Here is a 14,363-nt window from a genome sequence, read left to right as displayed (position 1 = left end):
TCCGAAAGGTTCTGGAGATTAAAAATTAACTGCTGTTTTTTAACCTTTCTTAGCCGAGAACCATCTTCACGCATCCGAACATTCCGGCATTATTTCCAAGCTCCGCCAGCTTAAACTCTGTCGCTCTCTCTGCATGGAACGCATACTCCACATAGTATTTCTGAATAGCATCTGTTAATATTTCTCCGGCTTTTGACATTCCTCCGCCGATCACAAATGCTTCAGGATTGGCCACACATGCAATGGAAGCCAATGCTTTTCCAAGCAGCTTTCCGACTTCATCTACCAGAGAAAGTGCAAAACCGTCGCCTGCTTTTGCGGCATCAAAAATATCTTTGGACGTCACATCCGGGATATCCCTCAGGGATGTTTCAATTCCGGCATCCGCAGCCAACCGCTTTCCTGCCGTTCGCGCAATCCCGCTGGCGGAAGCATACTGCTCCAGGCAGCCTTTCTTTCCGCAGCCGCAGCATTCCGTCTCGCCTTCCTTCATGGGAATATGTCCGATCTCGCCGGCCGCTCCGTTTACGCCTGCAAGAATACGCCCGCCAATGATAATACCGCCGCCGACACCGGTTCCCAGTGTGACCATTACAATATCCTGATGGCCTTTGCCGCCTCCCTGCCACATTTCACCGAGAGCCGCCACGTTTGCGTCATTTCCCGCCTTCACTTTCAGCCCGGTAAGTGCGTTCATCTTTTCCTCTACATTAAAAACGCCCCAGCCGAGATTCACACACTTGAGCACCGTTCCGTCCGGTCCCACCGGTCCCGGAACACCGATCCCAAGTCCTTCCACCTCATCGGCTGTGATTTTCTTTTCATCCAGTTTTTTCTTAACTTCCTCCGCAATATCCGGGAGGATAGACTCTCCGTCATTTTCCGTTCTGGTGGGAATTTCCCACATCTCCAGAAGTTCTCCTCCTGTGGTAAAAAAGCCCATTTTTACCGTAGTTCCGCCGATATCCACCCCAAACGCATATCTTTTCATTTCCTTACTCCAATCTTTTGATAAATCTGTCATTTTCCGTATCTCTGCATTTCGGAACCCATATATTAAGATACAGGCAGCCCTCACTCATCGGAAATATAAATTCCGGGTCATGATAAAACTCCCTGTAGTTTTTTCCTGTGAAGGGACTGCCCGCCGCCGTAGATTCCCCGCCGGCGGCAATGCATATCCCCCCTCAAATCTTATTCAAAATCAATAGATTTTCCTGTTCTTCCGGACTCTCTCACTGCATCCATCAGTGCAAGGACTCTTCTTGTCTCCGGAATCTTTACCAGGAACTCTTCCTCGCCATGGTAGGCTTTCATATAATTCTCGAAGTAGTTTTCATGACAGGTATTAACCTGCGGAAGTTCTTCGGTAAGGATCTTTCCTTCCGGCGGCGGTCCAAATGAACGGGTCGGTCCTGCTGCCGTCATAGTCCTCTGTCCGCCTACATTCTGAAGGAGCCCTGCCGTGCGGACAATCTTTCCTTCCGGCTCGAATCCGTCCACATAAGCACTTCCCTTATTTCCTCCGATAAACCAGTGACGCTCAAACCACTTGTCATGCATCTTATCTGTCAGATAATAAGTTCCAAGTTCCACTTCCGCGGTAATATTATTGTCAAAACGCATCATAATCTTAAAGTAGTCGTCTACTTCAAAGTTGATCACGTTTCTGATATCCGCATAAAGGCTCTTGAGCTTTGCTCCCGGCATCATCCACAGGATCTGATCCAGAAGATGTACGCCCCAGTCATAGAGCATTCCGCCGCCTTCAGCAATGTATACATGCCAGTCGTGCATGTTTCCGTTGAATCCGTACAGGCTGCTCTTGATCGTAAAGACATCGCCCAGAGTTTTCGAGTCAAACACTTCCTTTGCCGTGCGGAAATCCGGATCAAATCTTCTCTGATGATGTACGGTAAATTTCACGCCGCACTCCTCAGTTACTCTCACCATGTCATCCAGCTCTTCCAGACTCATTGCCACCGGTTTCTCGCAGATAATGTCTTTGCCTGCCCGGGCTGCCTGAAGCACCAGATCATGATGCTGGTTGTTGTTTGCTGCGATCAGGACTACCTGTACCTCCGGATCGTTGATCAGCTCTTCATTGGAGCTGTATCTCCTGAGGCCCTCCTGCACATCCTCCAGCTGCCTGGGATCGATGTCAGAGAATCCGAGCAGCTTAATGCCGTCCATCTTCGTCAGCATTTTCTCGTGCTCATGGCCCATAAAGCCATGACCGATGATTGCGATTCTGATATCTTCCATTCTCTGCCTCCTTAGATCACAAAATTTCTGAGATACTTCGCGCTCAGGATGACCGCCTTCTTGGCGTCGTCCAGGCTCTTCTCGAACGCCTTGTCCTCCACCTCAATGCATGTGTATCCGTCGTATCCGATATCCGTCAGAGCGGAGACATATTTACCCCAGTCTACATCGCCCAGTCCCGGAAGTTTCGGGGACATGAACTGCAGCGGAGTAGCCATTACACCAACGTCAGCCAGCTTATCCTGGTACACTTTAATGTCTTTATAATGCACGTGGAAGATCTTGTCTTTGAATTCATAGATCGGTTTGATATAATCGATCTGCTGCCATACAAAGTGAGACGGATCATAGTTGATTCCGAAGTTGTCATAAGGCAGGATCTCGAAGATCTTTCTCCAGTTTGCCGGCGTAGTCATCAGGTTCTGTCCGCCCGGCCACTCGTCTTCCGTGAACAGCATCGGGCAGTTCTCGATGGCAACTTTCACGCCCTTGCCCTTTGCGTACTCGAGAATCGGAGGCCATACCTCTTTCACAATCTCAAGGTTCTCGGAAACCGTCTTATCCGGAACACGTCCCACGAATGTAGTGATCATGTTCACATCCAGCATAGCGGAAGCATCGATCAGTTTGTAGAGGTGATCAATATAGCTCTGACGTTTTTCGAGATCCGGATCCAGTGTGTTCGGATAATAAGCCAGCGCAGAGATCGCAACGCCTTTCTCAGCGCAGAGATTTTTGATATAAGCTGCTTTTTCCTCGTTCAGATTTGCAACATCAATGTGGCTCACCCCCGCATATCTGCGTTGTGCGCCCCCCTGCGGCCAGCATGCCACTTCCAGGCACTCCAGCCCGTTCTCTGCTGCGAAATCAACGACTTCCTCAAATGTCATACCCTCACAGATGGAGGTGATCAGTCCTAATTTCATATCTGTGTTCTCCTTTCTTATTTCTCGGCATATCCGATATACGGAGCTTTCAGTTCTTTCAGATTGGGGATCTGTCCCGGTCCCACTGCCTGAGTCTTGATCTCTGTAGAATGTTCAAGTTTTCCTGCCCAGCGGAGTCTGGAACGGTTCTGCTCTTCCTCACTGAAGGACACCTCAAGTTTCCCGTCTTTCACTTCAAATTCACCCTTAATACCGCACACCGGACACTCGACAGATTTTCTGTCCGGGGATACATTCAGCATGTTGAGGTGGCATACCGGACAGACGCCCTCTTCGTCGCCTCTCCATTTTGTACGCTCTTCTTCAGTCTCTGCATTAAGAGCTGCGGCGATGTTCTGTCCCATCTTTTTCATACGTTCCATCTGCTCCTCATTGCCAAGCACATGCTCGTATGCCATTGCGCCGTGGTATTCATGCATATCCACAACATCAATTCCCATGGACATCGTAAACTCATACATAACCGGCAGCATGAATGCCAGCCAGTTCTTTGTCATTGCTCCGCCCACTGAGATAAGAGCACCCACACGTTTCTTGAAGGAACGGGGATCCGGAAGCTGCTCCGGAGCTTTTCCTGCAGCAAGTCCTTCTTCATAAGTTGCTTTTCTGAATGTCACATCATGGGACGGTCCCATACGGTCACATACGGTTTTGAAACGTCCCGTCGGTGAAGTCTCATAAGTAGGAGATCCTACGATCACAGCATCACATTCCATCATAGCCTCATCAATTATATGGAAATCATCTTTGATCGGGCATCCTCCTTTTCCGCGGCCTGTGGTCATTCCCACTACGCATGAGATACATCCTGTACATGGTTTGATGTCAAGATCATCCGCCCGGATAAACTGTACGTCACATCCCGCCTTTTCGCATTCCATAAGCGCTGTTTTTACCATGACATCCGTATTTGCCATTTTTCTTCCGAATGATATACCTAAAACTTTCTTTTTAGCCATTTTTATTTCTCCTGCTCTGCTATACGATTTCGACTTCACGCTCTTTGATTCCTTCAAGCGGAACCGGAATATAGGCGGTTCTTGTAGCTACTGTCAATTTTACCTTGTGGGTTCCTTTGGGAACTCCGCCGTCTTTGAGCACGCGCACATAAAGAGGCTCTCCGTACTCCCATTTGTAGGATGTCACTGTCTCTGCTTCTTTCAGCGTAAACCAGTCAATCCTGTCAATGGAGATGCGGATATCCTCAGCCGGCGCTTCCACTCCGTCCACAGCAACCTTAACGTACTCGATCATAGACATCGGAATTCCGCGGTAGTATGTGATGTTTGTCTCCATCTCATAACCGATGACTTTGCCGTCCTCTGTTACATTTGTGAATGTATTTTCTTTAAAAACGTTATTATCAAACATTTACTCACGCCTCCTTAACCCTGGATCTCTTTCAGACATTCATTAACATATTTGAGCTGCATTGCAACCTGCTGTTTCTCCATCATCGGATGGCCCGGGAGAGTGAAACGGTTTCCTTCATATTCTGTGGAAACATATCCGTCATAATCATGGTCATGCAGATACTGAAGCAGTCCCTTGTAATCCATGGAGTATTCCGGTCCTTCCGGTGTCATCTCGAACATTTTGAAATGGAAATGCTTAATGTACGGCATATACTCATCCAGTACACTGTAGTCATAATTCTCATAGCCGTCGCACAGCGGTACAAACATCCGGTCATGTTCAGACTGGATCGCTGCCTCAAGTTCTGCAGGATATTTGCCGTCATTCTCGATCAGCACTCTGTGAAGGTCTGTTCCCTTTTCAAACAGAGTATCAATATAATCAAATACCTGAGAGCTGGTTCCGTTGTTCGTCTCATAAGCTCTTACGACTCTCGGGAACTTTCTGCAGAAAATACCGGTATCAATCACAAGTCCTGCATATTTGGAGTTCAGCCTCTTTACCTCATTGATGAAAGCCATTGTCTCAGGCACATCGAATGCCATGGCTGCATGGATCTCGATGGCGATAGCAACATCATACTCCTCACAATAAGGAAGGAGCGGTTCAACAACCCACGCCGGAACCATGGATACCAGACGGATCAGGTGAATACCGAGACGCGCTGCCTGTTTGATTTCCTTGACAAGAAGATCGATACACTCTCTTTTTGTCAGTGTCCTGTTTTTATACAGGTTTGTGTTAAGAAATACATCCGCGATAACCGGCTTCAGCCCCGTCTCTTCAACAAGCTTATTCCACTCTGCAACGGTCTCATCAGAGACGTCCGGAGCATTTTTCAGCATCTGGTCCGGAAGGATCTCTACGCCCTCTGCGCCTTTTTCTTTTACATAGTGCATAATTTCACTTAAGTTCATTCTCTTGTTCAGATATTCATCCTGCAAGCTGTAAAGGCTTACACATGTTTTAATCTTAGACATTCTATTACCTCCTGCATGTTATTTCAGGCCGGCTGTTTGAGGCCGGCCTGCCAGATACTGCTTTTGATTAACCAAGCTTGATCTCTTTTCCTTCGCTTGCTGATTTGTAGATCGTATCCAGGATCTCTGTTACAACAAATGCCTGCTCCGGCTTTACGAGCGGCTCTTTGTCCTCAAGGATTGCCTCAAGCCACTGCTTGCACTCTTTCACTTCCGGTGCCCCGTCGCCGTTGCCCTCGAAAAATGCGATTGCGCCTGTATCGGAGATGTGCTCTTCCGTCAGTACTCCGCCTGTTGTTTCGTTAAATACAAGATCATATCCTTCCTGGCTCATTCCGCCGATCATTTCAGCACCTGCTTTTGTTCCGCAGAGCGTTGTCGCGGCTTCTCTGGAATCTTTAACATTCAGTGCCCATGCGGACTCAAGGAAGATCGTCGCTCCGTTCTTCATCTTAATAAACCCGAATGCAGAGTCCTCTACCTCATAAGTCTCCGGATCCCACGGTCCGAACATATTTCCCTCTGTCGCCTCCGGAAGGTGGCCCAGTTTCTCAAATACGGAACCTGTTACAGATTCCGGCTCATAGTTGTCCATGCACCACAGTGTGATATCAAGTGCGTGCGTTCCGATATCGATCAGCGGACCGCCGCCCTGTTTTGACTTATCCGGGAATACGCCCCATGTCGGAACTGCTCTTCTTCTTACTGCGTGTGCTTTCGCGAAGTAAACCTCACCCAGTTTTCCTTCCTCACATGCGCGTTTCAGTGCCTGTGCGTCTGTACGGAAACGGTTCTGATATCCGATGGTGAATTTCTTGCCGGATTTCTTCCATGCATCCATCATCTTCTGTGCATCTTCTGTTGTAGCGGCCATCGGCTTCTCGCACATTACGTGTTTTCCTGCCTCAAATGCAGCAACCGTGATCGGGCAGTGTGCCACGTTCGGTGTACATACATGGACTACATCGATATTCTCATCCTTAAGCAGCTCATTATAGTCCTCATAAACCTTTGCATCTTCTGTACCATACTCTTTGGCAGCCTTTTCCGCTCTTTCAACCTGTATATCGCAGAATGCAACGATCTCGCATTTGTCTGCCTGAGATTTCAGAGCCGGAAAATGTTTCTGATTTGCAATTCCTCCACAACCGATCACAGCTACCTGCAGTTTACCATTTCTCATAACCTTTGTTCTCCTTTCGTGTGATTCACTTTGTAACTACATTTTATCTGAATCAGTCAGAACAAACCTTTCTGATTTCAGCATTTTTTTCTTCAATTTTTGTCTAAAAAACAATTTTGATACTCAAAAACAACGTCAGGACAAAAATGCTACATATATTTTTGTCCTTGCAACCTGTTCACTTAATCTTCCGGCATTACCCATACAGGGCACACATCCGGCACATCAAACGGAAACATCTCCTCCAGCCATCTCTGGGCCATCGCCGGCCACTGGGCAATCTCAGCCATGTTCTGCTCCTTCGCCTGAGATGTCGCCTGTGACGCAAGGGACAATCCGTGCATACCTCTGGAAAAGACATGCATTTCAAACGGGATGTCGTACTCCGTCAGCGCATTCGCCATAATAATTGTCTGCTGTACAGGAACTACATTATCCTGGCGCGTCGTCCACAGGAACATAGGCGGAGTATTTTCGCTCACGTGATATGCCGGGCTTCCCGCAATCTTGTCGCTCTCCGATGGTTCCGGTGTTCCGAGAGCCGCGAGATAGAACCCTTCATTTGCGGAAATTCGTCCCTTATCACCAATCTTTATAAGAGATTTCTCCATAGCCGGATAGTCATACACACCGTAGCCAAGCACTGCCGCTGCAGGACGGATCATCTCCCTGTCAACCCCAAGATAATCTGTGATCACCGGTTTATCCCAGTTCACGCAGTAAAGGGCGCAGTTGTTTGCCCCGGCAGAATACCCGGTCAGGATAATCCGATCCATATCCACCAGCCACTCATCAGCATGCTCCCGGATCTTCAGAATCGCACTGCCAATCTCACGCATAGGACCCGGCACAACAGATTTCTCATAAGCCGGACTCTTCCGCGGATTTGGAAAATCGATGCCGGAGTTGCTGTACACGGAATATCTGAGCACAGCCGCATGGTATCCCATAGCCGCAAACCGGAGAGCGACAGGCTCTGCCTCACGGTCGGAGCAGAACATATACGCTCCGCCCGGGCAGACCAGCACAAGCGGTCTTCTGCCGCCCTTCAGGATCTCGTCAGAATCCTCCTGAATGTAAGTTGTCAGTGTTACTTTCTCTCTGTCTTCAAAAAGCTGAAATTTCTCTATTTTCATTCTGTTGTCCTCCTAAAACTAAAACTTCAGGGTCATTGAAACCTCCAGGCAGTCTCTTGAGTTTCCGCCCACGTAGATCCGGAACTCACCGCTCTCCAGGCGGTACTCTCCTTCATTATTATAGAAGCCCATATCCTGCTTCTTAAGGGTGAAAGCAACTTCTTTCTTCTCACCCGGCCTGAGAGATACTCTTCTGAAATCTTTCAGTTCTTTTACCGGCCGCACGATTGACGCTGTCACATCTCTCATGTAGAGCTGGACAACTTCCGTCCCTTCTCTGTCTCCGACATTCTCCACATATACAGTGACATTTAGACAATCGTCCGTTTCTTTCACGTTCAGATCGCTGAATGCGTACTCTGTGTAGCTGAGACCATATCCGAAGGGATACAGAGCGTCAAACGGCGCGTCCAGATAGCGGGATGTAAACTTGCTCTTTCCGCCGGGTCTCCCCGTATTCGGGTGGTTGTAATAGATCGGACACTGGCCTGTCACTGCCGGGAAAGAGGACGCCAGATGCGCGGACGGATTCACGTCTCCCGCAAGTACCTCTGCCACCGCGTTCCCCATCTGGATTCCCAGATGCCAGCCTTCCACAATCGCCGGAACATGCTCCGCCTCCCAGCCAAGGGCAAGAGGACGTCCGTTCATCAGTACAGCCACTACCGGCTTGCCTGTCGCCATCAGTTTTGCCAGGAGCTCTCTCTGCTGTCCCGGAAGAGTGATGTCTGCGCGCGAAGAAGCCTCCCCGGACATGCTCACCAGCTCGCCGACGACCGCTACGATCACATCGCCGTATTCGCCGGCTTTCCGGATATCTTCCTCGTTCAGATCCATGGACGGACCACCGCATGGGAAGTACTCCACGCTGTCAAACCTGCTTTCCATTCCCTCGCGGATTGAGACGCAGTCCTTCTCTTTCCAGCTGATCGCCCAGGCGCCGATCACTTCCTCGCGGCTGTCTGCCAGCTGACCCACCAGACTGATCTTTGCGTCCTGTTTCAGAGGGAGGATATTTCCTTCATTCTTCAGGAGAACAATGGATTCCTCAGCGGATCTTCTCGCAAGAGTCTTGTTCTCCTCCGGAAGCTCCTCGTATTTCCCGATCAGTTCTGCAGGTACATACGGATGGTCGAAGAGTCCCAGCCACATCTTGACACGGAGAATTCTCTCAACCGCCTCATCGATCACTTCCATGGAAACTTCTCCTGACTCCACCGCTTTTTTCAGGTGATCCCTGTAGATGCCGGTTCCCATATCCATATCCAGTCCCGCATTGGCAGCCTGTATTCCGGCCTCCGGCTCGTCTGCCGCAATCCCGTGAACCACGCACTCCCGGATGGCATTGGCGTCACTTACCACGAATCCCTGCAGTCCGTATGTTTCCTTCAGCATCTTCCGCAGGGTAAACGGGTTCACCGTACATGGAACACCATTCAGATCATTAAAGGAAGCCATAACCGTCTGGGCGCCTTCTTCCACCGCCGCCTTGAAAGGAGCGAGATAATTGTTGTACAGGATATGAGGAGCCATGCTGGTTGTATTGTAGTCTCTTCCGGACTCGCATGCACCGTACGCCACATAATGCTTCAGGCAGGCTGCCACATAGTTTTCCGGGGTACTGTGATCATTCTGGAGTCCCCGTACCTTCGCCCGCGCAAACTCGGACACCAGATGCGGGTCCTCGCCCGGTCCTTCGGACACTCTCCCCCATCGGGCGTCCCTTGCCACATCGATCATAGGTGCAAAATGCCATGCCACACCGTGGGCTCTTGACTCTTTTGCCGCCATCTGAGCCGTCTTCTCAAAAAGTTCGGTATCAAAGCTGCCCGCTTCCGCGATGGCAATCGGATATACCGAACGAAAACCGTGGATCACGTCCAGACCGAAAATCAGCGGGATGCCAAGCCTGCTCTCCTCCACGGCAATTTTCTGAAGTTCATTGACTTTTTCCGGTTCCTGGACCATCAGAGAACCGACTTTCCCGGCACGGATATCATCCTCATGATAATCCTGCTTCGCATTGCTCATAATATTTTCAAATTCTTCCTGGGAGATCCGCCCGTCCGTCATCATCTCGATGAGTTCCTCAAACGGAACGTCGAACCCTCCCACAATGGAGACTGACTCCTGGTTCATCTGTCCGATCTTCTCGTCCAGTGTCATCTCCTTTAACAGTTCTTTGATCTTTGCTTCCTGCTGCTTTGTAAGCTGCGTCATCCTGACACCTCCATTTTATTTTCTATAAAATAATCCCCGGAGACACACAATTCTCATTCTGACATCCCCGGGGACCCGTTCACGTTATTATTTAGTTTTCTTTTTCTTTTGCAGCGTTTCTTGCATCAATTTCAGCCACGATCTTGTCCATTGTCTTCTTGTTCAGTTTGTAGAAGAACAGTGGGATCATGGAGATGAATACCAGCGCTGCCGGGAACAGGTTGACGATCGCATTGATTCCTGTCTTTGCAGCTTCAGTCTGCTCTGCGTTCGGAACGAATCCTGTAGCAGCCAGCAGAAGGACACCTACAGAACCTGTAACTGCTGTAGCCAGCTTAACGCCGAAGCTCATGTAGGCATATGTAAGACCTTCTTCACGGATACCGTATTTCCAGTCGCCGTACTCGATACAGTCAGAAAGCATTCCTGTACATACATTGGCAGCAGAGTTTGTGATACCGATCACACAGCTGACGCCGACCAGGAATATCATATTGTTCGCCGGAACAAGGAACATAATTACAAATGCAGCAATCTGAACCACATTCAATATGATCAGCCAGTTTCTCTTTCCGAAAATTTTTGTTGCCATCGGAAGGAGCAGACATCCGATAAAGTTGAAAATATTCATAGCCGAGAAAATAGCCGAGAGTGACATAGGCGATCCAACAACGTAAATTGCATAATAGGACAGAAGGCTCATACGTCCCATCGTGGAAGCAGCGCCGATGAATACACAGAACACTGTGATAAGGAGCATCTTGTTCTTACTCATCAGTTTCAGGGACTGGAGAACAGAACGTTTTTCTTTCGGTCCTTCCATCTGTTCAGTTTTTTCCACAACAACCGTCTCTTTACAGTTATAAGCACACAGCCAGAAGATCGGAACCATGGTTATTGAGCAGATAAGCGCTGTCATAAAATATCCTCTTGCCTGCGGCATATCGCTTCCGCTGAAGTAAAGGATCAGCGGCATTGCAGCTGCTCCGATAACGAACTGCGTTACAGAAGATCCGATGGCACGTGCGGATGTGTAATTCATACGTACCTGAGAATCTCTTGCAATCCTGTTTACGATAGCGCCGTATGTGATACAAATAGCGGTGTAAGCCATACCCGCCCCAATGTAGCATACCAGGCAGATAAGAACTTTCGCGATACCCTCAACCGGGAATACGGTAAAGGTTAATACGTTGAACACTGCCAGGAACGGTGGTGCAAACATCAGATACGGGCGGAATTTACCCCATCTTGTGTTGGTACGGTCCGCGATAACACCCATCATCGGGTCGTTGATAGCGTCCCACACACGGGCGATCAGCATAATGATCGATACAGCTGCCGCTGTCAGCCCTACAACGTCAGTGTAAAAAACCGTCAGATAGGTGTTGATCATAGCCCAGCTCAACTGGGATCCCACCTCACCGAAGCTGTAGAAGAACGCAGTCTTCATGCTTGTCTTTTCTTGTACTTTTACTTGGTTTTCCATAAAGTACCTCCTCTTCCTTTCTTGATGGTATCATTCTATCAACTGATGCCGTATCGGACTAACGCCTGATAGTCATAATATTGCGCAATTTTTGTTCAGTTTTGCCGAAAAATCTTTCTTTCAAAAATGAGAGCAAATTCTCACATATGATTTTTGTTTTTATATGTCCTGCACAGAAAATATCAGATTCAAAACAATCCTTTGGCACTTTTCACAATTTTCCACATTAAAATTCCCCGGCCGGCCGCCGGGGAATGGACGTTGTTCTACATCATTTCCGTAACAGTGATACGCTGGATCTCCTGAGGACTGAGCGTCGTTTCGACCAGAAGCACGCCATCGCTGCAGGTTTTCTGGGAGATATGGATATTGGGCTGTGATACTGCTCTGAGATAGTTCATCTCCTCCAGCGTCAGCTCGTTATAATACCCCATCTTCTTCCATTCCGTCTGTATATTCCCAAATTCTTCATTAACAGAACAGATTTTGACCTGATACTTTCCATCGGAAAGATTTTTTAAACGGAATGTCATCTGCAGTTTCTCATTATCCTCATACATTCCCGCCTGACGTTCGATCTCAATCTCATCTTCCTCGATGAGATAATAGCGAAAATTGAAATGCTTGTAATTATGACAGCAGATACTGATCTGCTTTCTTTCCGTATAAGTCACAATTGCATTTTCATTCATACCCAGAAAGTAACTGCCCAGGGAAGCCAGAAACCTCAGCGCATAATAGGCAGGTTTCCGTATCCCGTCTTTTGTCAGAAGCCCGCAGCCTCCGTGCAGGATCCTCTTGGTGTCATAATAATCCGAAAAAAGGTCTGAGCCGAGCCAGTAACCGATCAGGTCAGCCTCCCCCGTATTCTGGATCAGGTTTCTCATAACATAAGCGCCTTTGTAGCATCCGTCATTCAGGACATTTCTGTTGGAAAGAGTATTGCTCCATTCTGTCACATGGAGTTCGGCGCTGAACCCCGCTTCATCCATAATCTCCCTTGCCTCCTGAATCTGGTTGCGGAGATAGTTCCGGTCCGATGCGTAAGAGTTGCGCCCGGCCTCCAGAAGCTTTTCATCCATTATATAAGGATAACTGTACAGACTGATAAAATCCGGCTGTATTTTCCGTTTTTTCCATTTTTCGAGGATAACTTTCAGATCTTCATCCGGATAATTCAGACAGAACCCTGCTCCGCCGACCCGTATTTCCGGCACATAGGTTTTGAATATTCCGCAGATGATCTCAAAACTGTTGAAATATTTTTCCGGCTCCACATAGGCGCGCATAATTGAATTTTTTTCCAGCTCTACATACCAGTGCTTTACTTCCTCAACCCCGTACCGCATCACAAGATGCAGGATGAGTTCCTCCAGAAACCCTTTGTTCTTCTCAATGATTTCAAGCTGATACTTATTGTCCGTGTCAATCAGCATTTTATGTACATTCTGATAGACCTCTTTCGCTTTAAATCCCATCTCGATATAGGGACGGATTCCGTTCTGCACCAGAAAATCAAAGATTTTATCTATCCTTGTGAAATTAAATTTTGTCTTATTCTCATCCAGAAATATCATCATCTCGTCGGACAGAAAATTCCAGAATCTCACATATTCGAATCCCAGAGAACTTTTGAGGTAGAGAAGCTGCTCTCTGACATCATACTGAAGCAGCGCCTCCGCGGGGCCGATATTGATCATCCGTTTCCAGTTTTTTTCAAAACTGGTTTCCTGCTTAACATCACATTCCAGAGCAGACACAGTCAGATCCGCCTCTTCAGGCGCGTTGACCTTGTTCCGGGTCAGATACTGTTCGACACGTTCCAGTATCTCCTCCGAGTTTTCCTCCTGCCGCGGCTTCTCCGCCTTTTTCTGCATTTCTTCACGGTATTCAGCCGGTGTCTGTTTATAAATTTCTTTGAAGGTACGGTTAAATCCCGCCAGGTTGGAAAATCCGTTGTCCATGGCTATTTTGATAATGGACTTATCTGTGTAGATCAACTGCCCCATGGCATACTCCATTCGGATATTATTGACCAGTTTCAGGAAGCTCAGCCCGAAATTACGTTTAATATATTTTGAAAGGTATGCATTCGAAAGATACAGTTTGTCCGCAAGTTCCTGGAGCGTGATCTGTTCCTGATAATGAGACATGATATAATTCAGGATCTCACTCATTCTTTCATCTGATATCCCTCTCATTGAGTCATAATGACTCATCCCCTTCTTCACGATAAATGCCGAAGTCAGCAGATAAAGCATCTGATATGATATGCTCCTCCTCAGGAGAATCGCCTGCCCTTCCGTCGTCTGGTAATAATTAAAAATCTGACGGATATAATACCGCATCTTCTCGTACTCTTCCGACTTTTCCCTTGTAGAATCGCAGAGGAAATAAATCTGCTCGCCGCTAAACATCTCAGTCAGAAGATTATAATTGATGAATATACTTCCGATCAGCAGATCTCCGGACCCGTGCCACTCATGTCTTACATTCGAGTTGGCCACAAGGAAATCATCTTTTTTCAGCAGATGGGACATATTCTCGCCCGATACTGTCAGTTCCCCGTCCAGCAGATAGATAATCTCCGGTTCCTGATGGAAATGGAGTTCTTTATCCTTCATTGTCGAAAACTGACACTCTATAATCTCTTCGTACTTCATTCTGTGCCTTCCTTACTGTAGTATTTATATCTTTTTGCCCCCTCACGGCTGTCCTGTTTACGCA

11 protein-coding genes are annotated in these 14,363 nt (G+C 47.9%); all 11 read right to left on the bottom strand.

Annotated elements, in window-relative coordinates:
• Nucleotides 1-49: 49 nt before the first annotated feature.
• Nucleotides 50-991 carry an ROK family glucokinase gene (locus tag FNY66_RS11605; protein ID WP_150311267.1) on the bottom strand — a complete coding sequence of 314 codons (942 nt, stop codon included), beginning with the start codon at nt 989-991 and terminating at the stop codon, nt 50-52.
• A 203-nt stretch (nt 992-1,194) separates the two neighbouring features.
• Complete coding sequence (locus tag FNY66_RS11600; protein WP_150311252.1) at nt 1,195-2,265, bottom strand: Gfo/Idh/MocA family protein; 1,071 nt, start codon at nt 2,263-2,265, stop codon at nt 1,195-1,197.
• 11 nt (nt 2,266-2,276) lie between these two features.
• Nucleotides 2,277-3,191 carry a sugar phosphate isomerase/epimerase family protein gene (locus tag FNY66_RS11595; RefSeq protein ID WP_150311251.1) on the bottom strand — a complete coding sequence of 305 codons (915 nt, stop codon included), beginning with the start codon at nt 3,189-3,191 and terminating at the stop codon, nt 2,277-2,279.
• A 17-nt stretch (nt 3,192-3,208) separates the two neighbouring features.
• On the bottom strand, nt 3,209-4,171 hold the full coding sequence (locus tag FNY66_RS11590; RefSeq protein WP_150311250.1) for a flavodoxin family protein: 963 nt from the start codon (nt 4,169-4,171) through the stop codon (nt 3,209-3,211).
• A gap of 19 nt (nt 4,172-4,190) precedes the next feature.
• Nucleotides 4,191-4,583 carry a C-glycoside deglycosidase beta subunit domain-containing protein gene (locus FNY66_RS11585; protein WP_150311249.1) on the bottom strand — a complete coding sequence of 131 codons (393 nt, stop codon included), beginning with the start codon at nt 4,581-4,583 and terminating at the stop codon, nt 4,191-4,193.
• 14 nt (nt 4,584-4,597) lie between these two features.
• A complete protein-coding gene (locus FNY66_RS11580) occupies nt 4,598-5,608 on the bottom strand; it encodes a sugar phosphate isomerase/epimerase family protein (RefSeq protein WP_150311248.1) in 1,011 nt (336 codons plus the stop codon).
• Between the two features lie 67 nt (nt 5,609-5,675).
• Nucleotides 5,676-6,791, bottom strand: coding sequence for a Gfo/Idh/MocA family protein (locus FNY66_RS11575; RefSeq protein WP_150311247.1), 1,116 nt, complete (start codon nt 6,789-6,791; stop codon nt 5,676-5,678).
• Between the two features lie 182 nt (nt 6,792-6,973).
• On the bottom strand, nt 6,974-7,927 hold the full coding sequence (locus FNY66_RS11570) for an alpha/beta hydrolase (protein ID WP_150311246.1): 954 nt from the start codon (nt 7,925-7,927) through the stop codon (nt 6,974-6,976).
• Between the two features lie 18 nt (nt 7,928-7,945).
• Nucleotides 7,946-10,147, bottom strand: a complete 2,202-nt coding sequence (locus tag FNY66_RS11565) for a glycoside hydrolase family 3 N-terminal domain-containing protein (RefSeq protein ID WP_150311245.1) — start codon at nt 10,145-10,147, stop codon at nt 7,946-7,948.
• Nucleotides 10,148-10,238: 91 nt separating this feature from the next.
• On the bottom strand, nt 10,239-11,636 hold the full coding sequence (locus FNY66_RS11560) for an MFS transporter (protein ID WP_150311244.1): 1,398 nt from the start codon (nt 11,634-11,636) through the stop codon (nt 10,239-10,241).
• A gap of 266 nt (nt 11,637-11,902) precedes the next feature.
• Complete coding sequence (locus FNY66_RS11555; RefSeq protein WP_150311243.1) at nt 11,903-14,299, bottom strand: GH39 family glycosyl hydrolase; 2,397 nt, start codon at nt 14,297-14,299, stop codon at nt 11,903-11,905.
• Between the last annotated feature and the right edge of the window lie 64 nt (nt 14,300-14,363).

Source organism: Mediterraneibacter catenae, assembly GCF_008691045.1.
In the GTDB taxonomy this organism is placed as follows: Bacteria; Bacillota; Clostridia; order Lachnospirales; family Lachnospiraceae; genus Mediterraneibacter; species Mediterraneibacter ornithocaccae.
This window is presented reverse-complemented; position numbering and strand designations above follow the sequence as displayed.

Coding starts and splice junctions, on each gene's coding strand:
- FNY66_RS11585 (WP_150311249.1), bottom strand. CDS start 4,583: ATGTTTGATAATAACGTTTTTAAAGAAAATACATTCACAAATGTAACA.
- FNY66_RS11555 (WP_150311243.1), bottom strand. CDS start 14,299: ATGAAGTACGAAGAGATTATAGAGTGTCAGTTTTCGACAATGAAGGAT.
- FNY66_RS11565 (WP_150311245.1), bottom strand. CDS start 10,147: ATGACGCAGCTTACAAAGCAGCAGGAAGCAAAGATCAAAGAACTGTTA.
- FNY66_RS11575 (WP_150311247.1), bottom strand. CDS start 6,791: ATGAGAAATGGTAAACTGCAGGTAGCTGTGATCGGTTGTGGAGGAATT.
- FNY66_RS11590 (WP_150311250.1), bottom strand. CDS start 4,171: ATGGCTAAAAAGAAAGTTTTAGGTATATCATTCGGAAGAAAAATGGCA.
- FNY66_RS11600 (WP_150311252.1), bottom strand. CDS start 2,265: ATGGAAGATATCAGAATCGCAATCATCGGTCATGGCTTTATGGGCCAT.
- FNY66_RS11605 (WP_150311267.1), bottom strand. CDS start 991: ATGAAAAGATATGCGTTTGGGGTGGATATCGGCGGAACTACGGTAAAA.
- FNY66_RS11580 (WP_150311248.1), bottom strand. CDS start 5,608: ATGTCTAAGATTAAAACATGTGTAAGCCTTTACAGCTTGCAGGATGAA.
- FNY66_RS11570 (WP_150311246.1), bottom strand. CDS start 7,927: ATGAAAATAGAGAAATTTCAGCTTTTTGAAGACAGAGAGAAAGTAACA.
- FNY66_RS11595 (WP_150311251.1), bottom strand. CDS start 3,191: ATGAAATTAGGACTGATCACCTCCATCTGTGAGGGTATGACATTTGAG.
- FNY66_RS11560 (WP_150311244.1), bottom strand. CDS start 11,636: ATGGAAAACCAAGTAAAAGTACAAGAAAAGACAAGCATGAAGACTGCG.